Source organism: Psychrobacillus sp. AK 1817 (assembly GCF_008807035.1).
GTDB classification, from domain to species: Bacteria; Bacillota; Bacilli; order Bacillales_A; family Planococcaceae; genus Psychrobacillus; species Psychrobacillus faecigallinarum.
Genome location: NZ_CP031739.1, coordinates 376,534 through 401,202 on the forward strand (window position 1 = coordinate 376,534; position 24,669 = coordinate 401,202).

The 24,669-nt window shown below is 34.5% G+C and carries 28 protein-coding genes and 4 pseudogenes; 23 read left to right on the forward strand and 9 right to left on the reverse strand.

All coding sequences use genetic code 11. The annotated features are described in order from the left end of the window. Positions 1–40 precede the first annotated feature (40 nt). The 3 genes from D0S48_RS01935 (at position 41) to D0S48_RS01945 (ending at position 2,918) form a co-directional block, all read left to right on the forward strand. On the forward strand, positions 41–457 hold the full coding sequence (locus D0S48_RS01935) for a VOC family protein (protein ID WP_144536257.1): 417 nt from the start codon (positions 41–43) through the stop codon (positions 455–457). A 130-nt stretch (positions 458–587) separates the two neighbouring features. Next, on the forward strand, positions 588–2,207 hold the full coding sequence (locus tag D0S48_RS01940; RefSeq protein WP_151109711.1) for a catalase: 1,620 nt from the start codon (positions 588–590) through the stop codon (positions 2,205–2,207). Positions 2,208–2,273: 66 nt separating this feature from the next. Then, positions 2,274–2,918: an SDR family oxidoreductase gene (locus D0S48_RS01945; RefSeq protein ID WP_151109713.1), complete on the forward strand. Its 645-nt coding sequence runs from the start codon at positions 2,274–2,276 to the stop codon at positions 2,916–2,918. A 165-nt stretch (positions 2,919–3,083) separates the two neighbouring features. Here D0S48_RS01945 and D0S48_RS21060 read toward each other — a convergent pair whose 3' ends face one another. Beyond that, the gene (locus tag D0S48_RS21060) at positions 3,084–3,212 is read right to left on the reverse strand and encodes a hypothetical protein (protein ID WP_255475378.1); all 129 of its coding nucleotides are present in this window, start codon (positions 3,210–3,212) and stop codon (positions 3,084–3,086) included. Between the two features lie 218 nt (positions 3,213–3,430). Between D0S48_RS21060 and D0S48_RS01950 the strand changes: the two genes are divergently transcribed. The 7 genes from D0S48_RS01950 to D0S48_RS01980 all read left to right on the forward strand — a co-directional run bounded on the left by D0S48_RS01950 (position 3,431) and on the right by D0S48_RS01980 (position 8,083). Continuing rightward, positions 3,431–3,784 (forward strand): PadR family transcriptional regulator, encoded by a 354-nt coding sequence (locus D0S48_RS01950; protein WP_144536262.1) that lies wholly within the window; start codon positions 3,431–3,433, stop codon positions 3,782–3,784. Then, positions 3,777–4,460: a hypothetical protein gene (locus tag D0S48_RS01955; protein WP_151109715.1), complete on the forward strand. Its 684-nt coding sequence runs from the start codon at positions 3,777–3,779 to the stop codon at positions 4,458–4,460. Before D0S48_RS01950 ends, D0S48_RS01955 begins: the two co-directional genes overlap by 8 nt. Then, positions 4,450–4,992, forward strand: coding sequence for a DUF4825 domain-containing protein (locus tag D0S48_RS01960; protein WP_151109717.1), 543 nt, complete (start codon positions 4,450–4,452; stop codon positions 4,990–4,992). The genes D0S48_RS01955 and D0S48_RS01960 overlap by 11 nt, the downstream gene beginning before the upstream one ends. 15 nt (positions 4,993–5,007) lie before the next feature. Further along, positions 5,008–5,718, forward strand: a complete 711-nt coding sequence (locus D0S48_RS01965) for a class I SAM-dependent methyltransferase (protein ID WP_340844451.1) — start codon at positions 5,008–5,010, stop codon at positions 5,716–5,718. 186 nt (positions 5,719–5,904) lie between these two features. Continuing rightward, a complete protein-coding gene (locus tag D0S48_RS01970) occupies positions 5,905–6,318 on the forward strand; it encodes a GNAT family N-acetyltransferase (protein WP_151109720.1) in 414 nt (137 codons plus the stop codon). Continuing rightward, positions 6,315–7,202 (forward strand): alpha/beta fold hydrolase, encoded by an 888-nt coding sequence (locus D0S48_RS01975; RefSeq protein ID WP_151109722.1) that lies wholly within the window; start codon positions 6,315–6,317, stop codon positions 7,200–7,202. The genes D0S48_RS01970 and D0S48_RS01975 overlap by 4 nt, the downstream gene beginning before the upstream one ends. A 29-nt stretch (positions 7,203–7,231) precedes the next feature. Continuing rightward, on the forward strand, positions 7,232–8,083 hold the full coding sequence (locus D0S48_RS01980; protein ID WP_151109724.1) for a phosphotransferase: 852 nt from the start codon (positions 7,232–7,234) through the stop codon (positions 8,081–8,083). Positions 8,084–8,092: 9 nt separating this feature from the next. Here D0S48_RS01980 and D0S48_RS20505 read toward each other — a convergent pair whose 3' ends face one another. Together D0S48_RS20505 and D0S48_RS01985 are read right to left on the reverse strand one after the other, a co-directional pair. After that, on the reverse strand, positions 8,093–8,233 hold the full coding sequence (locus tag D0S48_RS20505; protein ID WP_154310755.1) for a hypothetical protein: 141 nt from the start codon (positions 8,231–8,233) through the stop codon (positions 8,093–8,095). Between the two features lie 331 nt (positions 8,234–8,564). Continuing rightward, entirely contained in the window at positions 8,565–9,374 is an 810-nt protein-coding gene (locus D0S48_RS01985; RefSeq protein WP_151109726.1) for an STAS domain-containing protein, read from the reverse strand. Positions 9,375–9,562: 188 nt separating this feature from the next. Between D0S48_RS01985 and D0S48_RS01990 the strand changes: the two genes are divergently transcribed. Both D0S48_RS01990 and D0S48_RS20815 read left to right on the forward strand, forming a co-directional pair. Next, complete coding sequence (locus D0S48_RS01990) at positions 9,563–10,132, forward strand: YdeI/OmpD-associated family protein (RefSeq protein ID WP_151109728.1); 570 nt, start codon at positions 9,563–9,565, stop codon at positions 10,130–10,132. A gap of 16 nt (positions 10,133–10,148) precedes the next feature. Further along, a pseudogene (locus D0S48_RS20815) lies at positions 10,149–10,430 on the forward strand (helix-turn-helix transcriptional regulator); the annotation flags it as partial. Here the strand turns inward: D0S48_RS20815 and D0S48_RS21230 are convergent. After that, positions 10,340–10,561: a WYL domain-containing protein gene (locus tag D0S48_RS21230; protein ID WP_370455748.1), complete on the reverse strand. Its 222-nt coding sequence runs from the start codon at positions 10,559–10,561 to the stop codon at positions 10,340–10,342. The pseudogene D0S48_RS20815 and the gene D0S48_RS21230 overlap by 91 nt on opposite strands. Positions 10,562–10,881: 320 nt before the next feature. On the opposite strand from D0S48_RS21230, the pseudogene D0S48_RS02000 reads away from it, so the two are divergent. Next, positions 10,882–11,381: pseudogene (locus D0S48_RS02000) on the forward strand (DinB family protein). Between the two features lie 123 nt (positions 11,382–11,504). On the opposite strand, the gene D0S48_RS02005 reads toward D0S48_RS02000, so the two are convergent. The 3 genes and pseudogenes from D0S48_RS02005 to D0S48_RS21240 form a co-directional block, all read right to left on the reverse strand. Beyond that, on the reverse strand, positions 11,505–12,806 hold the full coding sequence (locus D0S48_RS02005) for a hemolysin family protein (RefSeq protein WP_151109732.1): 1,302 nt from the start codon (positions 12,804–12,806) through the stop codon (positions 11,505–11,507). Between the two features lie 34 nt (positions 12,807–12,840). Further along, positions 12,841–13,059 carry a hypothetical protein gene (locus tag D0S48_RS21235; RefSeq protein WP_370455717.1) on the reverse strand — a complete coding sequence of 73 codons (219 nt, stop codon included), beginning with the start codon at positions 13,057–13,059 and terminating at the stop codon, positions 12,841–12,843. Between the two features lie 27 nt (positions 13,060–13,086). Then, a pseudogene (locus D0S48_RS21240) lies at positions 13,087–13,278 on the reverse strand (MerR family DNA-binding transcriptional regulator); the annotation flags it as partial. Between the two features lie 486 nt (positions 13,279–13,764). Here D0S48_RS21240 and D0S48_RS02015 point away from each other — a divergent pair. Both D0S48_RS02015 and D0S48_RS02020 read left to right on the forward strand, forming a co-directional pair. Beyond that, the gene (locus tag D0S48_RS02015; protein ID WP_151109734.1) at positions 13,765–14,229 is read left to right on the forward strand and encodes an SRPBCC family protein; all 465 of its coding nucleotides are present in this window, start codon (positions 13,765–13,767) and stop codon (positions 14,227–14,229) included. Positions 14,230–14,312: 83 nt separating this feature from the next. Then, positions 14,313–14,765 carry an OsmC family protein gene (locus D0S48_RS02020; protein ID WP_151109736.1) on the forward strand — a complete coding sequence of 151 codons (453 nt, stop codon included), beginning with the start codon at positions 14,313–14,315 and terminating at the stop codon, positions 14,763–14,765. Positions 14,766–14,911: 146 nt separating this feature from the next. Here the strand turns inward: D0S48_RS02020 and D0S48_RS02025 are convergent, their stop codons facing one another. Then, complete coding sequence (locus D0S48_RS02025) at positions 14,912–15,937, reverse strand: NADH:flavin oxidoreductase/NADH oxidase (RefSeq protein WP_151109738.1); 1,026 nt, start codon at positions 15,935–15,937, stop codon at positions 14,912–14,914. A gap of 204 nt (positions 15,938–16,141) precedes the next feature. On the opposite strand from D0S48_RS02025, the gene D0S48_RS02030 reads away from it, so the two are divergent. Continuing rightward, the gene (locus D0S48_RS02030; RefSeq protein WP_151109740.1) at positions 16,142–17,350 is read left to right on the forward strand and encodes an argininosuccinate synthase; all 1,209 of its coding nucleotides are present in this window, start codon (positions 16,142–16,144) and stop codon (positions 17,348–17,350) included. Beyond that, positions 17,347–18,720: an argininosuccinate lyase gene (gene argH, locus D0S48_RS02035; RefSeq protein ID WP_151109742.1), complete on the forward strand. Its 1,374-nt coding sequence runs from the start codon at positions 17,347–17,349 to the stop codon at positions 18,718–18,720. Before D0S48_RS02030 ends, argH begins: the two co-directional genes overlap by 4 nt. Before the next feature lie 74 nt (positions 18,721–18,794). On the opposite strand, the gene D0S48_RS02040 is transcribed toward argH, so the two are convergent. Continuing rightward, positions 18,795–19,340, reverse strand: a complete 546-nt coding sequence (locus D0S48_RS02040; RefSeq protein WP_151109744.1) for a recombinase family protein — start codon at positions 19,338–19,340, stop codon at positions 18,795–18,797. 95 nt (positions 19,341–19,435) lie between these two features. Here D0S48_RS02040 and D0S48_RS02045 point away from each other — a divergent pair. From D0S48_RS02045 to D0S48_RS02070, 6 genes and pseudogenes are all read left to right on the forward strand, one after another. Beyond that, positions 19,436–20,865 (forward strand): annotated as a pseudogene (locus tag D0S48_RS02045) (SulP family inorganic anion transporter). Between the two features lie 14 nt (positions 20,866–20,879). Further along, positions 20,880–21,299, forward strand: coding sequence for a universal stress protein (locus D0S48_RS02050; RefSeq protein WP_151109746.1), 420 nt, complete (start codon positions 20,880–20,882; stop codon positions 21,297–21,299). Between the two features lie 84 nt (positions 21,300–21,383). Continuing rightward, a complete protein-coding gene (locus D0S48_RS02055) occupies positions 21,384–21,938 on the forward strand; it encodes a GNAT family N-acetyltransferase (RefSeq protein WP_144536301.1) in 555 nt (184 codons plus the stop codon). Between the two features lie 84 nt (positions 21,939–22,022). Beyond that, on the forward strand, positions 22,023–23,099 hold the full coding sequence (locus tag D0S48_RS02060) for a metallophosphoesterase (RefSeq protein ID WP_151109748.1): 1,077 nt from the start codon (positions 22,023–22,025) through the stop codon (positions 23,097–23,099). Between the two features lie 122 nt (positions 23,100–23,221). Then, the gene (locus tag D0S48_RS02065; protein WP_151109750.1) at positions 23,222–23,932 is read left to right on the forward strand and encodes an ABC transporter ATP-binding protein; all 711 of its coding nucleotides are present in this window, start codon (positions 23,222–23,224) and stop codon (positions 23,930–23,932) included. Next, the gene (locus tag D0S48_RS02070) at positions 23,926–24,666 is read left to right on the forward strand and encodes an ABC transporter permease (RefSeq protein ID WP_151109752.1); all 741 of its coding nucleotides are present in this window, start codon (positions 23,926–23,928) and stop codon (positions 24,664–24,666) included. Before D0S48_RS02065 ends, D0S48_RS02070 begins: the two co-directional genes overlap by 7 nt. The last annotated feature ends 3 nt before the right edge of the window (positions 24,667–24,669 follow it).

Below are 24,669 nucleotides of genomic sequence, written 5' to 3' on the forward strand. Positions count from 1 at the left end.
TATCTATTAATAGTAAAATAAAATAAAGGAGGAAATAATTTTGAGTGAAAAATTAGTAAGAGTGGGAACTACGTATATACCAGTTTCTAATGTTGCACTTTCAAGCGAGTGGTACACGGAGAAACTTGGAGCTAGAAAAAATTATCAAGATGAGGATAAAGCCATTCTAAATTTAGCAAATCACAGCATCTTTTTGGTTAAGAGCAAAGCGGGTGAAACTTTAAACTTTATAGACAACAATGGTCAAGATTGTTTTGCGTTAACATTTGAAGTTGATGGTTTAGATAATCTTATATCTTTACATAATGAGTTAAATGAAAACCTAGTCCAAGTAGGACAAGTAGAAAATAGAGGACATGCAGGTAGAAATTTTGTGTTTGAGGATCCGGACGGTAACAAATTCGATGTTTGGAGTGAACTGAGCCCGTCATATAAAGAAAAATTTAATATGCAATAATTAAAAGAGACTATCATGGTCTCTTTTTTACAGACTATTTTTTCATAATTAGCGATTTGTTAAGTTTAAAGATTAATAAAATCGGGAAATAAAAATGAGGAATGCACTATTTCTAAGGGAGGGCTTCATCATGACAGAAGAAAAAGAAATGAGAAATGGTTCAAAAGAAAGTGAGCAGAAAAGAGAGACTCTAACAACTCGCCAAGGACATCCTGTAACGGATAACCAAAATATACGTACTATAGGTAATCGCGGTCCAGCTACACTTGAAAATTATCATTTTATCGAAAAGATTTCGCACTTTGACCGTGAAGAAGTACCTGAACGAGTAGTCCATGCTCGAGGAGCAGGAGCTTTTGGCTATTTTGAAACGTATGGAAAAGTGGGAGATGAACCAGTAGAAAAATACACTCGAGCAAAAGTATTCTCTGGTGCTGGAAAACAGACACCATTAATGGTTCGTTTTTCAACGGTAGCGGGTTCAAAGGATTCTCCTGAGACAGCACGTGATCCTCGCGGATTTGCCGTAAAAATGTACACAGAAGACGGCAACTGGGATTTAGTCGGGAATAACTTGAAAATTTTCTTTATTCGCGATGCGATGAAGTTTCCTGATATGATACATGCTTTTAAAGCAGATCCTGCTTCAAATATTCCGAGTCCTCAGCGTATGTTTGATTTTGTTTCTCGATCACCTGAAGCGACACATATGATAACTTTCTTATTCTCGCCATGGGGAATTCCAGCTACATATCGCCATATGCAGGGATCTGGAGTTAACACCTATAAATGGGTTAACGAAAAAGGCGAAGCAGTACTAGTTAAATACCACTGGGAGCCTAAACAGGGTATTCGCAATCTAACACAAGAAGAAGCGGATGCTATTCAAGCAAAAAATGTGGGACATGCTACACAAGACTTGTATGAGTCAATTGAGCGAGGAGAATATCCAGAATGGGAACTATTTGTTCAAATCATGAGTGATGATGAACATCCAGAGCTTGATTTTGACCCGCTAGATGACACCAAATTATGGCCACCAGATCAGTTTCCATTCCTACCAGTCGGTAAAATGGTCTTAAACCGCAATCCGATTGATTACCATGCAGAAATTGAACAAGCTGCTTTTGGTACTGGGGTATTAGTTGATGGATTGGATTTTTCAGACGATAAGATGCTTCAAGGACGTACTTTCTCCTACTCCGATACACAACGCTATCGTGTAGGAGCTAACTATTTGAAATTACCCGTAAATGCACCTAAAGTTCCAGTTAGAACAAATCAGCATCGTGGACAAATGGATGTGCATAGACCTGATGAAGCTGGAGGCAATCCACATGTCAATTATGAGCCATCTATGATTGGTGGATTACAAGAAGCAGAAAAAACAGAACATATAAAACACGAACCTCAATATAATGCAAAAGCAACAAGTGCACCAATAGATCGTGAGAACAACTATGGTCAAGCAGGTGAAACATATCGTAGTTTTGAGGATTGGGAACGCGAAGAATTGATCAAAAACTTATCTGCAGCACTTTCTATTTGTGATCCTCGTATCCAAGAGGCTATGATTTATCATTTTACGCAGGCAGATGAAGACTACGGTCGACGTGTAAAAGAAGGTATTCAACGTAAGATGAAAGAAATGGAAGAAATGAAAAAACAAGAAGAGCAACAAAGCTCTCCTGGTGCCAATGCTGCAGCAGATAAAGCAGAGGATGTTGGCCGAGAATCTAAACCTTACTAATAATTTCTACCCCCTTCGCTAAATGGAGGGGTTCTTTATTTCATCCATCAAAAGGAGTGAGTTTCAATGAAAGTAATAGTTGTAGGAGCAAATGGACAAATTGGTAAACAGATAGTAGAAAAATTACAAATTGATAATCAGCATACTGTAACTGCTGTTGTTCGCAAACTGGAACAGGTTAAAGACTTTAATAATCAAGGAATAAAGGCTGTATTACTTGATTTGGAGGGTAAGGTTGATTCGCTGACAGAAGCATTTACAGGAGCCGAAGCTATCATTTTCACTGCTGGTTCAGGTGGACATACAGGTCCGGATAAAACCTTGTTAATTGATTTAGATGGAGCAGTGAAAACAATGGAGGCAGCAGAAGCCGCAGGTGTGGAAAGATATATTCTAGTGAGCGCTTATGATGCTGACAAACGAGAAAACTGGAATGCCGAAATGCGTCCATACTATGTGGCGAAGCATTATGCAGATAGAATGCTAGAGCAAAGTAGCCTAAACTACACAATTGTTCGACCTGGTGGTTTAATAAATGAAAAGGCTCAAGGTAAAATTACGGCTGGAATTGAGGCAAAACCAAGTACGATAACACGTGAAGACGTGGCGGATATTTTAATAGCGTCATTAGAGGAACCAAGTACTTATCAAAAAAGCTTTAATGTCGTAAATGGTACAGTTTCTATTACGGAAGCTTTAAAAAATATATAAAAAGTTGAAAATTAATTAATAGAATGTAATGAATAAAACTAAGTTTTACTTAACGATTAAAAATGATATTAGCAGACTCCATTCTCTTAGGGGTCTGTTTTTCTTTTGTTAAACACTACTCGAATAGAAATGAAATAGTATGCTAGTAGTAGGAGGTTTTATTATTTATTCAGTCAGACATACTGCCCTGGTTAGTAATTGAATATCATGAAGGATTTCTTTTTTTAAAGTATCATTTTCACACCTATAGTAATCGTCTACTAGCTTAACTAGTTCTAAATATATGAGATTCATTCGAAGTAGCTCCTTTTAATTGGGTTAAAAGTTTCTAATCTATTATTCCTGAATTATATACATTTTAAACATTATTTTTAAATGAAGTTTATAAAAATTCAGAAATTCTAATGTATATTCTTAAAACAGGAATATATTGTATTATATTTTTTTTACTTCTGGTATAGTACATTGACACACATAGTAATATGTCTTACATTATAAAGGAGGTGATAAGCTTGTCGGAAAATGAGGTAAGTGCCGATTTAATAAGAGGCCATATCGATACAATTATCTTAAAAATTTTAAAGCGTGGAGATAATTATGGGTATGAAATTGTGAAGGCTATTTCCAACGATAGTAATGGGGTTTATATTTTGAAGGAGCCAAGTTTATATAGCAGTCTAAAAAGATTAGAAAAGTTAGGATTTATTAATGCCTATTGGGGAGATCAGTCTCAAGGAGGAAGAAGAAAATATTACACTATCACGAAGGAAGGTTTATCTGTATATCAAGAAAATGTAATGGCATGGAATAGAGCGAAATTGCTCATAGATCAATTAGTATTAGAAGGGAGCGAACAGAGTGAGTGAAGTTCGGAAATATGTCAATAAGATGTTTGCTGGGTACCCCAAAAACGAAGAAACATTAGATTTAAAAGAAGAAGTAATAGGAAATCTAGAGGCGGAAATGGAAGACTTAGTTATTAATAAAGGATTTTCCGCCGAACAAGCATTTAAGGTCAGTACTGAAAAAATGGATAAACTGGATGGGGTAATAGAAGGGGTACAAACCATTCAGTTAAATAAAGTTATGGTTGAGATAACTCAATGGTTGCTTCTTTATTTGTTGGTCTCGTGGATAGTTTCCATTCCTTTAAATATTTATAGTTCCTTAAGGGCTACTAGCTGGCTTCTGTTTATACTGATAATAATAATTGGCATTTTTTATATCGTGTTAAAGTTTAGTGGAGGTTTTTTAACAAATGATTTAAAAAATATTAACCTCGGGCTTTTAAAGAAATGGCAAAAAGTGATTTGGATTATATGGACGTTATTTATCGTAGGTCAATGGGGAATGATTACTGCCGTTTATTTTGGTAGTGACATATGGTTTGGACGCACTATATCTTTTGATGGACCATATCAATTTGGACAAATAGTTACTAGCTACTTGGCTCCGCTTGTTTCAATAATCATACCCCTATTAATGAACAGACTTAGACAAATGCTAATCTTAGGAGGAAAGCATAGAATTTATGAAGAATAAGATAATCATTGTGCTATTCATTATCGGAATTATACTGTTTGGTTGGATGAACCTCTTTTATATACCAGCAGAAGAAAAGGCAATGGAAGAAGAAACGATACAACAGCTTAATCCTGAAACGCATGATTTTAGCAAAGTTCTAGCTTATGAGAACAGGTATATGGGGAATTTAACAAACAACGCAAAACTATTTCAATCGCTCCCTTTACAAAATTATTTGAATGGATATGAGCAGGATTCCAAAATTCACTTGTTAATTGTCAATTACAAGGATTTAGAGGGTTTACCTCAACAGCATATCCAAAAATCCATCATCTATAATACAACCGCTGCTTTTGTTCTTATTAAAAATTTAGAACAGATAGAGCTTCGATTTCCTACAGAATCATTTTTTGTAAAGAGAGAAAATGTGGAGAGAGTTCTGGGAGATTTGGAGGTGCTTTTAGATCCAGAAGTATTTGAAGAACAAGTGCAATCTCCACTGAACAATGCTGTTTTAGAAGAATGGATAGTGCAGTATACGTCAATCTAAAAAGGAGCAATCATTTTGAATAGAAGTGTAATAAAAGCATATGATGAACTTGCCAATGACTATGAGCATCATGTGGATCAAAGAAGCTTTTATAACACAGAGTATGAAAGACCTGCCATGATTAAGGAATTACCAAGGTCGGTAAGTAACTTAAACGTGTTAGATGCGGGTTGCGCAGCTGGTTGGTACACCTGTGAACTTATTAGATATGGAGCAATAGTTACAGCTACTGATATTAGTCAAAATATGGTTGACGCTACTAAAAGAAGAGTTGGTGAAAAAGCTACCGTTGTTTGTTTAGACCTAGCAGAGGAACTTCCATTTGAGAATAGCAGCTATGACTTAATTATTTCTTCTCTAGTCCTTCATTATTTAAAAGATTGGAAGTCTACATTCAAAGAATTTAATAGAATCTTAAAACCAGGTGGAAAATTGCTATTTTCTGTTCATCATCCATCTATGGACGTGAGATTATCAAAAGAAGGGAACTATTTTTCTCACGAACTAATTGTTGATGAGTGGACCCGTGATGGTAAAATCATTGTGGTCCCTTTTTACAGAAGGCCTATGCAAACAATACTGAATGAAACCTTACAATATTTTAAATTAGAAAAAATAATAGAGCCACAGCCTACAGAAGAATTTAAGAAAAGGGATTCAAGTGGTTATCAAAAACTGAAAAAAGCACCGCATTTCTTGATAATACAGGCAAGTAAACATGGCTAGATCTATTCTATGTTTAATAAGAAATTACACAAACACAATGATTGTTAGTACTCCATATAGAAAAGAAACTATCTCTTCTTTTCAAATTTTTTTCTATTGGTTTTTTGTATTATTTTACGGAACTTACAATTTTATTCCATTAACTATGTTATTGTTTTGATATACATAATTCTTGGAGGGGTTTAGATGGTCTTAAAAATTGTAACTATATTCACAGAAAAACATTTAAATGACTTATTTCTTTTGTTTCAAAATGAATGGTGGACAAAAAATCGAACAAATGACGATATACTAAAAATGTTAGATTTAAGTCATGTAGCTATAGGTTTAGTTGATAGTGAGACCGATGAGCTAGTAGGGTTTGCAAGAGCTATTACAGACGGTATGTACAGAGCCTTTATTTTTGATGTAATAGTAAAAGGTAGCGATAGAAATCGAGGACTAGGTTTTACATTAATGAATAGTCTTCTGGAAAATTCCCTTATTCAAAGTGTGGAAAGAATTGAGCTTTATTGTCCTGAACGATTAGTTTCTTATTATGAGCAATTTGGGTTCTCAACTGATGTGAACGGGAGTACTTTAATGAGGTTGAAGCGATGAATTTAATAGCCAATGGAGAGTACAAAATTAAGATCAACGACATTTTTCACTGGATTAAAGTCGAGGGAATAGAACATAATACGATACCCCTAGTAGCTATTCATGGAGGACCAGGAGGTAATCATTACGTATTTGAGCATATTGCAGGAGCAAAATTATCTGATCACAGAACGGTTATTTATTATGAGCAACGAGGCTGTGGAAGGAGTGAAAAACCTCTATCACAAAGTGATTATTCATATGAGCTCTTAATCGAAGATTTTACTAAGATACTAGAGTGGTCTGGATTTCAAAAAGTTGACTTACTTGGCTATTCGTTTGGAGGAGAGTTAGCTCTCGAGATAGTTGCTAGCTTACCTGAAAAAATACACAAAGTAATAACCTCATGTCCAAGCCTTATTTCATTAGAAACACAGTATTTGCTTCAAATCGCAGGATTTGTCTCTGTGGCGGAGCCAAGACTTTTATACGAAATAGAACAAGTTTTAGCCGAAACATCCTCCATTCACACAAAACACAAAAAGATTTGGGAAATTGTTAATGAAAACACTTTAGACAAATTTATGTTCAATAATATAAAAAACGCAAATATTTACCGAAAGCAAATGATTGAAAGTGGCTTAAAAAATTCGGGTCATATGATGGCAGCGTTACAAAGAAATCCTCGCGAAATTCCATTGTATGAAAGATTATCTCAAATTACCAATGAAATCCTTATCATTACAGGAGTCCATGACCGTAATAGCGGTTTAGGCATTTCAAATCTCATACATAATAATTTACCAAAGAGTAAGTGGGTTTTGTTTAATGAAAGTGCACATTTTCCTGAAATAGAGGAAACAGATAAGTACGTAAATCAAGTCCTCGCATTTTTAGAATCTTAGATTATAGTAGCAAGTGAAAGGATAAGAAAATGAACATAGATGTAATTCTAGATGAGCTTATTAGTAAGGGGATATTGCCAGCAGATGTAAAATGGCAAGTTTCTCATTTGCAAGGTGGAACCGTAAGTGAATTATACCTTATACAAAACACAGTGGGAGAAAAAATAGTAGTAAAAAGTAATGTCCCTGCCTTAATAGATGCAGAAGGTGAGTTTTTGAAAATATATGAAGAAATTGACCTTGTACCGAATATTATGTATGTGGAAAAAACACATAAGTATTTAGTTTATAGTTTCATAGAAGGAGAGACTAATCTCGGAGTAATAGATAAAAAGCAAATGCTTAAATTACTTGTTGAGGGGCTCATCAATCATTATAAAATAACAAAAAAATATAATGGTTGGGGATGGGCTGATGATCTTTCTTCCTCCTGGTTTGATTTCATGGAAACAAGAGTTGAAGAATCATCAATCTTGTTAGCAGATTATTTAGGTGAAGATGACTTCAAGCTCGTACAAGATTTAATCCAAAATCAAAGTAATCTGAATTTAAAGCCATTCCTTTTACATGGAGATTGTGGAGTACATAATTTTATATTTAATGGTAAAGAACTTAAAGGTGTTATTGATGCTTCACCAGTCATAGGTCATCCAATGTATGACCTGGTTTACGCCTTTTGTTCATCCGCTGATGACCTATCTAAGGAAACAATCGACTATGCCTTTTCCTTGATGAATATAAAAGATGAATATTTGGCTAATAACCTGTATAAAGAGGTTGCAATTGGTTTATATTTTAGATTGGCTACTTGCCTCAAGCATCATCCAGAGGACTGGCCGATTTACAAAAAAGGCTGGGATTATTGGAAAGCGATTGTTTAGAAACCCTATCTACATCTGATTGATAAATAATCCAATAAAAATAAGTGTGATAGTGGAATTTCCAATCATCGATATTAATTTTGAGTAGCCCATATCAGTTTCTATTATTTCAGGCTTATCTTGATAAATCCATTTCTTTAACGATTGCACTGCTTCCTTCCGATTGATCAAAGGTTAAATACGCCACATCGTGTGGAAATTCGACTTTGTTACCAACATCCTGTTGGCCTGAAGCGCTCGGACTGAGCGCAGCGAGGGAGGAGGGTGATGCCGTGCCCGTGGAAAGCGCAGCGCCTGAAATGGAAATCGACGATTTCTCAATATGTATTGTAAAAAAAAAGACTATAGACAATTTCAAATTTCTCTGGTTTGTCTACAGTCAGTGGCCATATCTTTGAGAAATGGCCTTTCAAGCTTTGAAAATATTGCTGTGGTTGCTTAAGTGTTATTTTGTACTGATTTTCGATTAATACATAAGAGATCAATGTATGCTCTCTAAAGCAATTTTTAAATTTGGATATACTATAGAAGATATTTCTATCCCTTCTATGATAGTCATTTTAGCTAGATCAGGACTGACTCCAGTGGCAATTACATTAATGCCCATTAAACGAATCATTTGAACCATTTCATTTATAAGGCGAATATTTACTTTGTCTATTTTATAGACGCCAGAAAAATCAATTATTACGTAATTTACATCCATATTTGCTATTTTAGGAGTAGAATTTTCTATCAAATATTTGATTCGAAAAGTATCGATGCGGCCTACTAATGGTAAAACAATTATTCCATCTTTTACTGGAATAACTGGTGTTGCTACTTTAGCTATTTCCATTTGAGAAGTCTTCTTATATTCGCTTACAAGAAATTCATAATTTGCAACAGTTTCGTTAAGGCTAACATCTAACATTCTATTAACTTGAATTATCATTTTACTTAATTCGTGCAAGCTAAGATTGAACTGAACAGCTAAATTAGTTAGTATCTCAGTTATAACATTGCGGGTAGGGAGATATCTAACTACTAAAATAGATAAATTACCATCTAGAGAGACCATTGCCGCATTCCTCTTACTCCATTCCAACAAGGAATCAGGAATTTTTTCTTCTCCGCTTACGACATACTCCCCAATAAAGCTTACAAATTCTATATACATATTTATCGCTTGCTCTTGCTCCCAAGGCGGAATTTCCATATCTATAGAATGGACTACACCATTAACTATTTCGTTAGCCAACAATTCCTTGTTATTAAAGATATAATTCGAAATGCTTTTAAGTGAGCTCATATTCTTTCTCCCTTTTTGTATGGCTTCTTATTCATCATAAAAATTTGATTCTTGTAAGTCAAGGTTTTAAGCAATAAGAAATAAATGAATATAGTAAGCTTTTCAGTATTAATTTCACAGACATTTCAAATAAATAAAATAAAAAGTTATACTAGTAACAAATATTCTTGTAGAAAGGATAGGGTGAAATGGAAATAAATAATTTGATAAGAGTTAGTACAAGGCAGGGATTAAGAGATTGGCTTGAGCTAAATTCAAATAAAGAAACATTTTGTTGGGTATTAGTAAGTATGACTGAACAATCAGGCGACATCCTGTATTTAGAAGCAGTTGAAGAGGCATTATGTTTCGGTTGGATTGATGGTACAAAGAAGAAAATATCAGATACTGAACTAGCTCAAAGGCTTTCCAAAAGAAAGGAAAAAAGTAACTGGACAGAATTGAATAAAGAAAGAGTATGGAGACTCGAAAAATTAGGTTTGATGAAAGAAGAAGGACTGAGAATTCTCCCTGATATGCAACCTGAATCCTTTACTATAGATATAGAAATCGAAACTTGTCTGAAAAAAGAGGAGCAATTATATCAGAACTTCGTTAATTTTCTTGAACTATACAGGAGAATTAGAATTGATACAATTCAAAGTTATAAAAATGAACCTGTTATCTTTAATAAAAGGTTGGATAAGTTTATTGAAAATACGAGAGAAAACAAAATGTACGGTCAGTGGAATGACAATGGTCGCTTAATTAATTATTGAAGGAAGGAAATGAGAATTGAAAATAGAACGATTGATATCCATCATATTCAAGCTCCTAAATAATGAAATTTTGTCAGCTTCTAGTTTAGCTGATGAATTTCAAGTATCATCCCGGACAATTTATAGAGACATCGAAACTATTTGTGCAGCAGGAATACCAGTCGTTTCATACCAAGGTACTAACGGTGGCTTCGGAATAATACAAGGCTATAAATTTGATAAAAGTTTAATGGGTTCCTTTGACATACTAAATTTAATAACAGTATTAAATAGTTTATCGAGTATTTTTGAAGATAAGAAAGTTATCATACGGGATATTCGGAATTCTCTATTATTCTTACGTTCTCTGCAATAACCATATAAATACCAGTTACGAAACTTATAATGGAGGCGAAGGGGTTCTATTTTAGGTTTTGAGGAAGTAATAATTTGGGTGAAACCTAATTCCTTAGCAGAAGTGTTAGACCAATTCCAAAATTATCCAAAAGAACTTAACAGTGATGGAAGTATGACATTTACAATTTCTGTTTATAGGCCTCTACAAGCTGGATAGCTTAAATCTATTCTTTTAAGCTTCGGTAGTGGGGCTAAAATTATCAAACCTGTAGAACTACAATCAATTTTAATAGAGGAGGCAAAAAAAATAATTAAAGTTTATAAAGATGTATGACAAACTGCTGTCATATATCTTTTTTTATAATACAAGTGTATCAACTATTAAAACCAAGAAAAGAAGGAGTAGATGTTAAATGAATCACGGAAAAAAATGTATGAGTATCATGTTTGGGCTAATAAGGTGTTACTAGAAAGACTAAAGGAATTACCAAGGAATGTTTTGAATGAAGAAGTTAGTAGTTCTTATCCTACTATTGCACAAACGTTTAGTCATATTTATGTGGTAGATGTTATGTGGTTAAAAGTACTTAAAGGAATGGATATTCAAGAAGCATTGGAAGCTTCAATAGCTTTCTTAGAAAAGACCAATTTATATTCTGAAGATGAATTTGTTAAGTCATTGGAAGAACTGGCTTCAGACTATGAGGAATGGTTGGATAGCCAAAAGGATTTAGAACAAAAAATTAATCTAAATAATCCTTGGTCAGGTGCTAGAGAAACGGCTTACTCAGAAATTTTATTTCATGTTGCTAATCATGGAACTTATCATCGAGGTAACATAACAACGATGTTAAGACAACAGGGGCACGCTTCGACAATGAATGACTTATCTTTATATTGGTATCATAGTTAGTTCAAATTAACTTATTGAAGTACAGCTTAACAAGCCAAATTTTAAAAAATGATAAAAAGTGAGGTATAAGCGAAAAGAACCCATTTTGATAGCAATCATCAAAATGGGTTCTATTTTATATTGTTAAGCTCTCAATTTTTGTACTTCAATAAATTGAATATGATTGTCTTGCTTGTCATGGATAGAGAACATAAAACCATCATGCTCAATTTGATTATCCAAATTTAAATCTATATCCTGTGTATAATACCATCCACCGATTGTATCTACGTCAGGATTATACAGGTCAATTCTCAATAATTTTGCAACATCATCAAGTAAAACGTTTGTATGGATTATATAATGGTCTTCTTTTACTTTACGAACATCTGGTACTTCATCGTCATCAAACTCATCTCGAATTTCTCCTACTATTTCCTCCAGGATATCTTCAACAGTTACAAGTCCAGAAGTACCACCGTATTCATCCAATAATATAGCCATGTGAATACGTTCTTTTTGCATTTTTAACAGTAAGCTGTTGATTGGGGTTGTTTCAATAGTATTAATCACGGGATTTACAAAATGCTTTATAGTAAAGTTCTCTACTGTTATACGATTGTTAATACCTTGTGTTAGGAAGTCCTTAATGTTGATAAATCCAATTATGTTATCTCGATCTTCTTCATATACAGGATAACGCGTATACCGCTCTTCAGAGATGGTAGTTAAGACCTCATGAAACGTTGCGTTTATCTCAAATCCAATTATTTGAGTTCTCGGTACCATAATCTCTCGTGCGATTCGATCATCAAATTCAAAAACGTTATTTACATATTTCAATTCATTTTGGTTTATCTCTCCACTCTTATAGCTTTCTGCAAGAAGCAGGCGAAGCTCTTCCTCTGTATGAGATAGCTCGTGCTCTGATGCTGGTTTCATACCAAAAAGGCCAACTAGCAAACGAGCAGAACCATTTAAGAACCAAATGAAGGGATAAAGTATCTTATAAAAAATCATTATTGGTTTAGCGAATACAAGAGTTACTGCTTCAGCTTTTTGAATTGCTATTGTTTTAGGAGCCAGTTCACCAACTACTACGTGTAAAAAGGTAGCTATTACAAAGGCAGCCCCTATGGTGAAGTAATGAATATTGTCAGTGCCTATTCCTATCGCTTCAAATAATGGATGAAGGATAAACTCGAAAGTTGACTCACCAACCATCCCGATACCTAAAGCTGTTACAGTTATACCAAGCTGACAGGCCGATAAGTATTCATCCAAATGAGTAGTAACTTGTTTTGCAGCTTTAGAACCTTTCCGTCCTTCAGCAAGTAATTGATCTATTCTTGATTGTCGTACCTTTACAATGGCAAACTCCGTAGCAACGAAGAATGCTGTTAAAGCTATTAATATGACAAATATCGTTAAATTCAATGCGGTCAATAAGTTGTCTTACTCGAAAGTAAGACTTCACCTCCTAAGTGATCAATAGTAATAAGGATTGCATAAGCGCAACACTTTCTGTTGAAACTTTCTGTTTAATAGAATGTTTAGTGTTATCTTCTTTGTCATTTATTTGTTCCAATAAATGAGAAACTTCTTTTTCTAAATATTTCATCTGTAATCGTATTTCTTGAATGTCTATTTCCTCAACAACATCTCTTGCAAGCTCTCTTTTGATTTGCTCTAGTGACATACCATCTGACTTTTTCTCTTCAATTAGTCTTAGTTTTTCAATCGCATCATAAGGATAGTAACGATAATTGGAACTAGAACGTTCAGCTTCTAATAGACCAAGAGTAGTATAATAATCAATGGTACGTTTAGTGATGCCACTTTTCTCAGCTAATTCGCCAATTCTTAGTTTCTCTTTCCCAACTGTATCACTCCTAACCGTAACGTTATGGTTTAGTATATTATGTGTTTAATTGAATTGCAAGTGATAATACTAAGGTTTAGCAAATTCATTTATAGTTTTTAGCTTTATGTAAATAAGAGTATAGTGTATGAAAAAAGGCAAAATTCATAGCTTAATTATCCATAAATATATACTTTTCATAGGAGAAGGGCCTTAAGAAATTGCTGGAAAAGGGACTTAGACATGAATATAAATCATCTTAATATATCTCTTGTTATACGATAGTTTAGAAGATAGACAGTACTCAGCAGCCGAGAGTATATAGTCTTTTCGTATAAAGAGTGAAACGGTCATAAATTTCTCTATCCGGTTATAAAACCTCTTGGAACGATCATAAAAAATTCTAAACGGATATAAATCTACTTCTTTCGACAATTTCTTATTAGAAGACATTTCGTGAATACTTTAATGGTTTATAGTAGAAATATGAAAGAATTCTACTATTTTAAAAGGTGAATTTTTCAAGTAGAAGGGAGATAACAGATGCCAACTATCATATGTGAAATTTTTATAGATGCTCCAATAGACCTTTGCTTTGATCTTTCGAGGGATGTGACCATTCATACAAAAACAACCGGACAAACAAAGGAAAAGGCTGTTGATGGCAAAACTAATGGCTTATTAAATAAAGGAGATTGTGTTACCTGGGAAGCCACCCATTTTGGTATTAGACAAAAACTAACAGCCAAAATCATTGAAATGGAGAAGCCGTATACATTTAAGGATGTCATGGTAAGTGGTGCCTTCCATTCTTTTACACATACTCATCATTTTAAAGTACAAGGTACTGGCACGTTAGTCAGGGATGAATTTGTCTATAGATCACCTTTAGGAATTTTAGGGAAACTAGCAGATGTTTTGTTTCTTGAAAGATATATGATAAATTTTTTAAAACAACGTTCCCATGAATTAAAAAGGATAGCTGAAAGTCAAAGAATACAAATCTAAATCCGTTAGGTTATCACTAAATACATGCAATTATCACTCTTTTTAATAGTTTTGTAATATTTGTAGAATTGGAGATGATAATAATGGTAATTACTACAATGAGTTCGAGAGCTGATTTGGTTGAAAAGCTACAAGTCGAGGTAAAAACAAGAGGGCATAAAGTGATAATCGACGAACCAACTCGTTTAGGTGGAACAGATGAAGGAATGAATCCATTAGAATTATTACTTTCTTCACTAGGTGCTTGTCAAACAATAGTCGCTCAAATGTCAGCTAAGAAACTTGGCGTCCAATACCATCATCTAACAGTTGAGTTAGAAGGAGATATTGATACAGATGGGTTCCTTGGACTTTCGGATATTCGACCTGGTTTTTTAGAGATCAGATATAAAGTCAATATTATATCCGATGAGCCTCAAAAGAAAATCGAAGAATTCATTTCATATGTAGAAGCTCACTGTCCAGCATTAGATTCATTAATTAATGGTGTCAAGGTTGTATCTCAAGGTGTAAATGTTCAACAAACAGAAAAATAAGCTTGCTTACTATAATGAACGAGGCTTTTATATCAATTTCTATAGTAGCGAATGAGTTCTCGAAAATAACTAGAGGATGGTAATGACATAAGTCACGACCATCCTCTTTTTTTAGAAGATCCCTAGAAAAGACTCTTGTTCTTATCTTAAAATCCTCTTTTATAAGCTTTTGGCACGGTAGCTTTGCCATCTAAAATTTCTTGAGTATGCAATGCCCAATATGGATCTTTTAACATACCTCGACCAATAGCTACCAGTTCTATATCCTCTTCCGCCATGGTTTTTTCGGCTAAAATTGGATCTTCTAATATTCCTACAGCAATTACTGGTAGATCTAGTGCTTGTTTATATGCTCTTGCAAAAGGTACTTGGTAACCAGGAGTATTTGCAGGCTTTACTTTTCCAGGGTTAGCTTCCCCTCCGCTAGAAACATGGAATACGTCTACTCCAGCTTCCTTGTACTGTTTTGCAATTTCAAGAGAGTGCTCTAAACCATAACCACCATCTATATACTCTATTGCTGAGATTCGGAACAATAGTGGCATATCCTCAGGCATAACACTTTTCACAGCTTTAATTACTTCTACACCAAATTTAGCATAATTGTCTCCATATTCATCAGTACGATTATTTATAGAAGGGGAGTGGAATTGGTGTATTAAATAGCCATGAGCTCCATGGAGTTCAATTGTATCGAAGCCTGCATCTACCGCTCGGCGAGCTGCTTCTTTATATTTATTTACCATTTCTTTTATCTCTTCTATAGTTAATGGTCTTGGTTTCTTCCATGTGCCATCAGATTCTACAGGTAAATTGGAGGAGCTTATCGGCTGGTCGGCATCTGTAGCTTTTCTTCCAGCATGAGCAATTTGGATACCAATTTTAGCATCGTGTTTATGTACTTCAGTTACGATTCTTGCATATGCAGGAATCTGCTCATCTGACCATAAACCTAAATCATAATCTGTAATTCTCCCGTCAGGTTCTACATCTGTCATCTCCACAATGATTAAGCCTGTGCCACCGACCGCTCGTGATACATAGTGAACAAAATGCCAGTCATTCGGGATCCCATCCTTAGCTTCTACGGAGTATTGGCACATTGGAGCCATTACAATTCTATTTTTTAAACTTAAACCTTTCACATTATACGGTGTAAATAGTTTGGACATTTCTATCAATCACTCCTTTTTGTTATTATCGCTTGTTTTGTCTATTCGTTCAAATAATGCGCATTAATAGAAACACAGATTTTATAAATGAAAAGTTTCAATATGCATATTTAATAAATTTTGGTTGTATTTATACAATCTTAATGTTACATTATGTATATTAATACGAAATAACCGTATATAAATACATTGGAGGAATTTAATATGAGAAAAAAAGTTGTTTTAGCATATTCAGGTGGATTAGATACTTCAGTTGCAATTACTTGGCTAAAGGATGAGGGCTATGATGTTGTAGCTGTTTGTTTAGACGTAGGAGAAGGCAAGGATTTGGAGTTTGTGAAAAACAAAGCATTAGAAGTTGGAGCAATTGAAAGCTATATGATTGATGCAAGGGAAGAATTTGCAAATGAATATGCATTGATCTCCATGCAGGCTCACACGTGGTACGAAAATAAATATCCGTTAGTATCTGCTCTGTCACGTCCACTGATTTCTAAAAAACTAGTGGAAATTGCTGAAAAAACAGGTGCCACTGCAGTAGCTCATGGTTGTACTGGTAAAGGTAACGATCAAGTACGTTTTGAAGTTTCTATTAATGCATTAAATCCAGATTTAGAGGTAATCGCTCCGGTACGTGAGTGGAGCTGGAGTCGTGAAGAAGAAATCGCTTATGCAAAAGAGAAGAATATTCCGATACCAATTAACTTAGATAGTCCATTTTCTATTGACCAAAACCTTTGGGGACGTGCAAATGAATGTGGTATTTTAGAGGACCCTTGGGCAGCACCACCTGAAGATGCATATGATTTAACAGTTTCATTGGAGAATGCACCCGACACTGCAGACATTATTGAAATCGAATTTTTAAAAGGAGTTCCAGTATCACTTGATGGAGTTAATTATCCATTACATGAGCTTATTCTAAAATTAAACGATGTAGCTGGGAAGCATGGAGTTGGACGTATTGATCACGTAGAAAACCGTTTAGTTGGTATAAAGTCCCGTGAAGTATATGAAATACCTGGGGCACACACCTTACTGCTCGCTCATAAAGAACTTGAAGATATCACTTTAGTAAAGGAACTCGCTCACTTTAAACCGGTAATGGAAAAGAAATTAACAGAGCTTATTTATGAGGGGCTTTGGTTTTCGCCATTAAAAACAGCACTTGTGGCATTTTTAAAGGAAACACAGCAATATGTAAATGGAACTGTACGAGTAAAACTATTCAAAGGTCATGCGATTGTAGAAGGACGTAAATCCCCAAACTCCCTATACAATGAAAAACTTGCTACCTATACGTCCGAAGACGAATTTAACCATACTTCAGCTGTTGGATTCATTGAGTTATGGGGACTACCGACAAAAGTACATGCAATGGTAAACAAGGGAGAAAAGAAGGTGCAGGTATGACCAAGTTATGGGGTGGACGTTTCCAAAAATCCGCCGAGCAATGGGTGGACGAATTTGGAGCTTCTATCGAATTTGATCAAAAGTTAGTAATGGAAGATATAGATGGTAGTATTGCACATGTCCAAATGCTTGGCGATTGCAATATTTTATCTACTGATGATGTAGACATAATTCTCGGTGGCCTAGTTCAACTGAAGCAGCTTGCAGTGGAACATAAGCTTGAGTTTTCTATTGCTAATGAAGATATACATCTGAATTTAGAAAAGATGTTAATAGATTTAATTGGACCAGTTGGTGGAAAGTTACACACTGGGAGAAGCCGGAATGACCAAATTGCAACAGATATGCATTTGTATTTAAAGAACCGAGTAGAAGAAATTATTGAGTTGATCCAAGTATTCCAAAAAACAATCGTGAATCAAGCAGAGGATCATATCGAAACACTTGCACCAGGTTATACTCATTTACAACGTGCCCAACCAATTTCCTTTGCGCATCATTTAATGGCTTATTTTTGGATGCTTGAGAGAGACAAAGAACGTTTTTTAGATTCTATGAAACGCATTGATATTTCACCGCTAGGTTCCGGTGCACTTGCAGGAACTACCTTTCCGATAGACCGTAAGCTTTCAGCAGATTATCTTGGATTTAGTAATGTTTATGCTAATAGTATGGATGCAGTAAGTGATCGTGATTTTATCGTTGAATTTTTAAGTAACTCTTCCTTGCTCATGACTCACTTATCACGTTTTGCAGAAGAAATTATTTTATGGTCTAGCTCTGAGTTTAACTTTATCGAATTGGACGATTCCTTCTCTACTGGATCAAGTATTATGCCTCAGAAGAAAAATCCAGATATGGCGGAGTTAATCCGTGGTAAAACTGGTCGTGTATTTGGAAACCTAATGGGACTTTTAACCACTTTAAAAGGGTTGCCGCTTGCATACAACAAAGATATGCAAGAGGATAAGGAAGGTATGTTTGATACTGTAGAGACAATTGTTGGATCTCTTAAAATTTTTGAGGGAATGATTCGGACAATGATTGTACATACTAAGCGGTTGCATGATACAGTGCATAAGGATTTTTCAAACGCTACAGAGCTTGCAGATTATTTAGCAGCAAAGGGACTTCCGTTCCGAGAAGCTCATGAGGTGACTGGTAAGCTGGTGTTCCTATGTATTCAACGTGGATATTTCCTTTTAGATCTTCCTTTAAATGATTTACAAGAAGCTAATAGCTTAATAGAAGAAGACATTTACGAGGTATTATCACCATTAGCTGCTGTCAGAAGAAGAAATTCATTAGGTGGAACAGGCTTTAATCAGGTTGAAATTCAAATAGAAGAAGCTAAAAAACGATTAATATAAAGTAAAACCCGTAGGAATAGATAAACACAATTTCTGCGGGTTTTCTTTGTACGTTATTTAGTAAGCTACTAATTTTACTCAGCGGACTCCAGATAGCGATATAGTGTTGACTTGCTTATGCCCGTTTCTTCTTTAATCTCATGGAGAGTGAATTCTCCTGAATGGTACATGGCAATTGCTTTTTTTATATTAGTATCCGGTTTTTTTGGTCGTCCTAATGTTTTTCCTTGTTCCTTTGCATTTTCTATGCCAATTGTTGTAGTCTGTTTTACTATGTCTGTCTGAAAATCCATTAAATACTGCATATATACTCTCAATGAAAGATTAAGTACCTCATCACTTTGTATTCCCTCATGAATGAATTGAATGACAACGCCGTCTCTTTCACCAAGCTTAAGAAGATCTACAAGATGTCTTGTTGTATCGGCAAGGACAAACATTCTTTCCACTACTATGATGTCTCCTTTTTTTAAGTTCATTAGAAGTGACTCTAGCTCTGTACGTTTTTTTGATGAGCCGTGGCTCTCCTGAAAAATATTTTGTGTTCGAGAGCCTAAACATGCTAGCTGTTGTTTGCAAGTAACATCATTATAGAGGGGTCTAACATATCCATAAATCATATAAAAGCAACTCCTTACATTTGTCCCCAAAAAGGTTCCATTTTGGGAATGAAGATGGTATGATAATCGAAGATTTTTTTTAGAAGGAGATTATCATGGAAAATATAAAACAACAATGGTTTGGAAACATACGGGGGATATACTGTCTGGTATTGTGGTCGCGCTAGCCCTCATACCAGAAGCAATCGCTTTTTCAATTATTGCAGGTGTCGACCCTATGGTTGGTCTGTATGCTTCCTTTTGTATTGCGGTCATTATAGCATTTGTAGGCGGACGACCAGGTATGATTTCTGCAGCTACAGGAGCTATGGCGTTAGTAATGGTACCACTAGTTAAGGAATACGGTTTAGATTACTTATTAGCAGCAACTATTTTAACAGGTATTATTCAAATAATGTTTGGTGTATTTAAAATTGCTAAATTGATGAAATATATTCCAAATGCTGTAATGATCGGTTTCGTCAATTCGCTTGCTATTTTAATATTTATGGCTCAGGTTCCACATTTCATCGGTATTTCAACTATGACATATATATTTGTAGGCATTACGCTTATTCTTGTATATACATTACCACGTTTTGTAAAGGTAATACCAGCACCGTTAATCGCAATTGTCATTTTGACTATTATTGCAATTTACAGTGGATTAGATTTAAAAACAATTGGAGATTTAGGTAACATTACTCAAACTTTGCCTTTCTTCTTTTTACCAGACGTTCCTTTAAATTTTGAAACGTTACAGATTATATTCCCTTATTCAATCGCCCTTGCAATCGTAGGATTAGTGGAATCTCTGCTCACTTCTCAAATCATCGATGATATGACTGCTACGGAAAGTGATAAAAATAAGGAAGCAAGAGGTCAAGGTATTGCTAACTTTATCAATGGGTTCTTTGGAGGAATGGCTGGTTGCGCCATGATAGGTCAATCGGTAATCAATGTGAAATCAGGGGGTAGAGGAAGACTATCTACATTAGTTGCTGGATTGTTTCTTATGTTCTTAATTATTGTATTAGGTGATTTAGTTATTAAAATTCCAATGCCGGTATTGGTTGGAATCATGATCATGGTTTGTATCGGTACCTTTGACTGGAATTCTTTTAAGTATTTAGTTAAGGCCCCAAGAACCGATGCAATTGTCATGCTAACAACTGTAATTATTGTAGTTTATACACATGACCTATCTAAGGGAGTTATCGCAGGGGTAATTTTAAGTGCTGTTTTCTTTGTTGTAAAAATTTCAACCTTAAAGATAATTCAACAGGAACAGCGATATATTATAGAAGGACAGCTATTTTTTGCTTCTACTGATAGCTTTGTGGATTACTTTAAAAAAGTATCCATACATTCGGAAAGTATACAAATCGATTTTTCTAATAGTCGGATCTGGGATGATTCAGGGGTAGTTGCATTATTTAAAGTAAAAGATTTACTTAGTGACCGAGCTATACAAGTAGAATTAGTTGGCTTAGATACATATAGCCAAAAAATGATTGCACAGATCGATGGCTTATCATCTCATTAAGGGGGAAATCACAAATGTATAAACATATCGTTTTAGCAGCTGATGGCTCTGAAAATGCTGTCCGTGCAGCGAAAGAAACTATAAAAATAGCTTCTATGAGTAAGGACTGCGTAGTGGAAGTAGTGTATGTTGCGGATTTTGAAAATGCGAAGACCGAGGTATTGCACTCTAGCTCTAAAGAGGCTGTAGAGCTAGAAAGACGTAGAAAAATTAAAAATGTAGAAAAACTATTAAATGAATCAAAGATTTATTATAAAGTAAGAATACTGCATGGTATCCCAGGACCAGAAATTGTGAAATTTGCTAATGAGAATAATGTAGATCTTTTAGTTATAGGTAGTAGGGGATTAAATTCCTTGCAGGAAATGGTTTTAGGTAGCGTCAGTCATAAGGTGATTAAACGAGTAAATTGTCCAGCTTTAGTAGTTAAATAGGTTTTTTGATAAGTCCTGTGTTTCACAGGGCTTTTAATTTTGAACGAATTTTCATATAATTTAAGAAACAAAAGGAGGAGAATTTTGGAGACTCAAGAAGGTATTTATATTCGTTTACTTAAAATAGAGGACACTGAAGCCTCATTAGCTCTAGAAACAAAAAACAAGGAATTTTTTAAGCATTACACAGTATTAAGAGAACCAAGCTTTTATACATTTGAAAAAATAAAGGAACGGATCGAAAATGGGATTGAAGGAGCAGCGAATGATACTTTATATGCTTTTGGAATTTTTTTGTCAGGTACGGATGAGTTAATAGGCAATGTATCATTGTCGCATATCTCACGTGGTCCGGCTCAAAGCTGTATGATTGGTTACTACTTAGATAAAAATCAGAATGGGAAAGGTTATATGACGAAGGCTGTCCAGTTAGCGGTTGACTATGGTTTTAAGACGTTGAAATTACATAGAATAGAAGCTGGAGTTATGCCTCACAATATTCCTTCTATAAATGTTCTAGAAAAAGCCGGCTTTCACAAAGAGGGAATTGCTAAAGAAAATGTGAAAATTAACGGAAAATGGCAAGACCATCTTATATTAGCAATTATTAACCCCGATGATTCAGAATCTGAGGTTTAAATAATATTTGATTGTATTTGTAGTTTAGACTCTTTTAGGCTAAATAACTCAAATCAAAAAGCTTAACTTAGGAGAAATCAAGTAATGTTAAATTTTAAAAGGCTCAATTTAGAACATAACAAAAGAGTTATTATAATTTCAGATATACATGGAAATTTACATTTATTCAAAAGCTTATTAGAAAAAGTCAATTACCAATCGGAAGATTATTTGTTTATAAACGGCGATTTATGTGAGAAAGGGGATAACAGCCTAGAAGTCATAGAATTTGTTCGGTTGCTCCAAGAAAGCTCTAGTAACGTATTTATAACGAAGGGTAATTGTGATGTTGTTCATCGATATATAATTCAGGAAGATAAATCCATTATTGCTTATATGAAAAATCGTAAAAAATCTGTTTTAAACGAGATGCTCAATCAACATGGAAAGAGTCTGGATGAATATACTAGCTTAAGCGAACTATCTAAGTTTTATCAAAAGCATTATTCAGAGATGATTGCCTGGCTGGAGGGGCTTCCAATTGCCTTTGAAACAGAAAATTTTATAGTCGTTCATGCAGGAATTGATCCTATAAAAGATTGGAAACTTACTGATGAAGAAACCGCATTAAATATTTCCTCTTTTCTAGATAAGGGGCATCAAGCCAATAAGCTAGTCATTGTAGGACATTGGCCGGTTATAAACTACCGTTCAACTTCAGTAAGCTCCCATAACCCTATGATAGATATAGATAAAAACATAATTTCAATTGATGGGGGAAACCAAATAAAACAGGATGGACAATTAAATGCTTTAATCATAGAAGGCGATACATATTCATATACCTATGTCGACAATCTTTCTAAATACATAATTGCACACAATGATTTCGGAGGATGCTCAAATAGAGTTGGTACTGTAGCTTATCCTAATTACGAATTAAAAATTATAAGACAAGAAGAATACTTTACCTTATGCGAAAATGTAAAACTAGGTATAGAACAGTGGATTAAAAATGAATATATTATTGAAAAAAACGGGACAAACTTTTGCAGGACAGATTTAAGTACTACCTTTCTCCCAGTAATGAGAGGAGAAAAGGTTTGGGTAGTAGATGACGGGTGTGCCGGTTACATGCTTGTTAAAAATGTTCTCGGAGAAATCGGATGGATTGAACAATAAATTTATTTACAAAAGGTATGGAGTAAACTCTGTACCTTTTTCTATTGACATTTAAACAGCACTACTATAAATTTTAATTAACGTTGAATAGTCAACGTTGAATAAAAAGAAGGAGTGGTGAAATGTTATATTTGCAAGCTACAAATTTAGTAAAGAAATATGGTAACCGAGATGTAGTTAAGGATATTAATATGAATATTAGCCAAAACGAAATCCTAGGTGTAATTGGTCCCAATGGTGCAGGTAAGACAACTTGTATTGAGTTACTAATCGGATTAAAGGAAGAGGACGGCGGGACTATTCAATATTTTATGGAGGATTTTAAAAACAATATTGGAGTACAGCTACAATCAATATCCTTTTTCCCAAGGTTATCTGTCTCTGAAAATTTAAGGTTGTTTGGAGCCTTTTACAAAAAGAATGTAAATAAGTACGAAATGAAAGAAATCCTTTCAAAATGTAACTTAACTCAAAGCGCTAATATGGAAGCATCCAAGCTTTCCGGAGGTCAGCAAAAACGTCTTGCAATTGCTATTACGTTAATACATGATCCGAAGCTAATATTTCTAGATGAACCAACAGCTGCATTAGATCCACTTTCAAAAAAAGAATTACATTCCCTAATTCGCCAAGTAAATAAGGAAGGAAGAACAGTTGTGTTTACTTCACATGACATGGAGGAGGTAAACTATCTAGCGAACAGAATTATATTTATAAATAAAGGCAGGATTATTTGTGAAGGTGATCCTAAATTATTGATAGAAGAACACAATGTAGCTAATTTAGAAAGCCTATATATTAAATTAATCTCTGAGGAGGTCTCTGAATGTTAATTATTTTTCGTTCTATGATTGTAAGTTCTTTGAGAGATAAAATTACCTTATTTTATTCTCTTTTGTTTCCTATAGGAATGATTATTGGATTAGGTCTCTATTTTAATAATATGGATGAACGTATTTTAACAGGCGTGACAGCAATTGGAACATTATTTTGGGGTATGCAAGGAATCGCTTTTCAAATTCTTTATCAACGAAACAAAGGTGTCTATAAAATGTTGAAAATAACTCCTTTACCGATTGGCCATTTTATCATTGCTATGGTGCTCGCTAGAACTGTATTGGGGGTAATCTTAAATATGGGTGTATGGATTATTGGAGTCTTGTTTTTTCAAATATCGATTAGTAGTGAAGCAATCATAGGAACTTTGCTACTTGTTACAATAGCAACACTCTGTTTTACTAGTCTTGGTTTTTTAATAGCCAACTTAGCTAATAATGAGGGCCATATTAATATGATTGCAAACCTGATTCAAATTCCTTTTATACTAATAAGTGAAGCTTTTTATTCTTTAAGTAAAGCACCCGGTTGGATCCACTTCATCAGCAAACTATCACCTTTTGAACACTACGTTAAAGCGTTGAAAGGCTTAACAGATGGAATGATGTTACCTATGGGATCCTCTATACTAATATTGTTAATTTACACACTGTTTAGCTTTTTATTGGCTGTTATTACCTTTAAATGGGAAGAACGGATAGGTAGTGAATACAAACCTATTTCTAACTAGGCT

What these genes read in the sequence shown, in the direction of transcription:
- D0S48_RS01940 (WP_151109711.1), top strand. Translation starts at nt 588, where the DNA reads ATGACAGAAGAAAAAGAAATGAGAAATGGTTCAAAAGAAAGTGAGCAG.
- D0S48_RS01945 (WP_151109713.1), top strand. Translation starts at nt 2,274, where the DNA reads ATGAAAGTAATAGTTGTAGGAGCAAATGGACAAATTGGTAAACAGATA.
- D0S48_RS21060 (WP_255475378.1), bottom strand. Translation starts at nt 3,212, where the DNA reads ATGAATCTCATATATTTAGAACTAGTTAAGCTAGTAGACGATTACTAT.
- D0S48_RS01960 (WP_151109717.1), top strand. Translation starts at nt 4,450, where the DNA reads ATGAAGAATAAGATAATCATTGTGCTATTCATTATCGGAATTATACTG.
- D0S48_RS01970 (WP_151109720.1), top strand. Translation starts at nt 5,905, where the DNA reads ATGGTCTTAAAAATTGTAACTATATTCACAGAAAAACATTTAAATGAC.
- D0S48_RS01975 (WP_151109722.1), top strand. Translation starts at nt 6,315, where the DNA reads ATGAATTTAATAGCCAATGGAGAGTACAAAATTAAGATCAACGACATT.
- D0S48_RS01980 (WP_151109724.1), top strand. Translation starts at nt 7,232, where the DNA reads ATGAACATAGATGTAATTCTAGATGAGCTTATTAGTAAGGGGATATTG.
- D0S48_RS01985 (WP_151109726.1), bottom strand. Translation starts at nt 9,374, where the DNA reads ATGAGCTCACTTAAAAGCATTTCGAATTATATCTTTAATAACAAGGAA.
- D0S48_RS01990 (WP_151109728.1), top strand. Translation starts at nt 9,563, where the DNA reads ATGGAAATAAATAATTTGATAAGAGTTAGTACAAGGCAGGGATTAAGA.
- D0S48_RS21235 (WP_370455717.1), bottom strand. Translation starts at nt 13,059, where the DNA reads ATGTCACTAGAGCAAATCAAAAGAGAGCTTGCAAGAGATGTTGTTGAG.
- D0S48_RS02015 (WP_151109734.1), top strand. Translation starts at nt 13,765, where the DNA reads ATGCCAACTATCATATGTGAAATTTTTATAGATGCTCCAATAGACCTT.
- D0S48_RS02020 (WP_151109736.1), top strand. Translation starts at nt 14,313, where the DNA reads ATGGTAATTACTACAATGAGTTCGAGAGCTGATTTGGTTGAAAAGCTA.
- D0S48_RS02025 (WP_151109738.1), bottom strand. Translation starts at nt 15,937, where the DNA reads ATGTCCAAACTATTTACACCGTATAATGTGAAAGGTTTAAGTTTAAAA.
- D0S48_RS02030 (WP_151109740.1), top strand. Translation starts at nt 16,142, where the DNA reads ATGAGAAAAAAAGTTGTTTTAGCATATTCAGGTGGATTAGATACTTCA.
- argH (WP_151109742.1), top strand. Translation starts at nt 17,347, where the DNA reads ATGACCAAGTTATGGGGTGGACGTTTCCAAAAATCCGCCGAGCAATGG.
- D0S48_RS02040 (WP_151109744.1), bottom strand. Translation starts at nt 19,340, where the DNA reads ATGATTTATGGATATGTTAGACCCCTCTATAATGATGTTACTTGCAAA.
- D0S48_RS02050 (WP_151109746.1), top strand. Translation starts at nt 20,880, where the DNA reads ATGTATAAACATATCGTTTTAGCAGCTGATGGCTCTGAAAATGCTGTC.
- D0S48_RS02060 (WP_151109748.1), top strand. Translation starts at nt 22,023, where the DNA reads ATGTTAAATTTTAAAAGGCTCAATTTAGAACATAACAAAAGAGTTATT.
- D0S48_RS02065 (WP_151109750.1), top strand. Translation starts at nt 23,222, where the DNA reads ATGTTATATTTGCAAGCTACAAATTTAGTAAAGAAATATGGTAACCGA.
- D0S48_RS02070 (WP_151109752.1), top strand. Translation starts at nt 23,926, where the DNA reads ATGTTAATTATTTTTCGTTCTATGATTGTAAGTTCTTTGAGAGATAAA.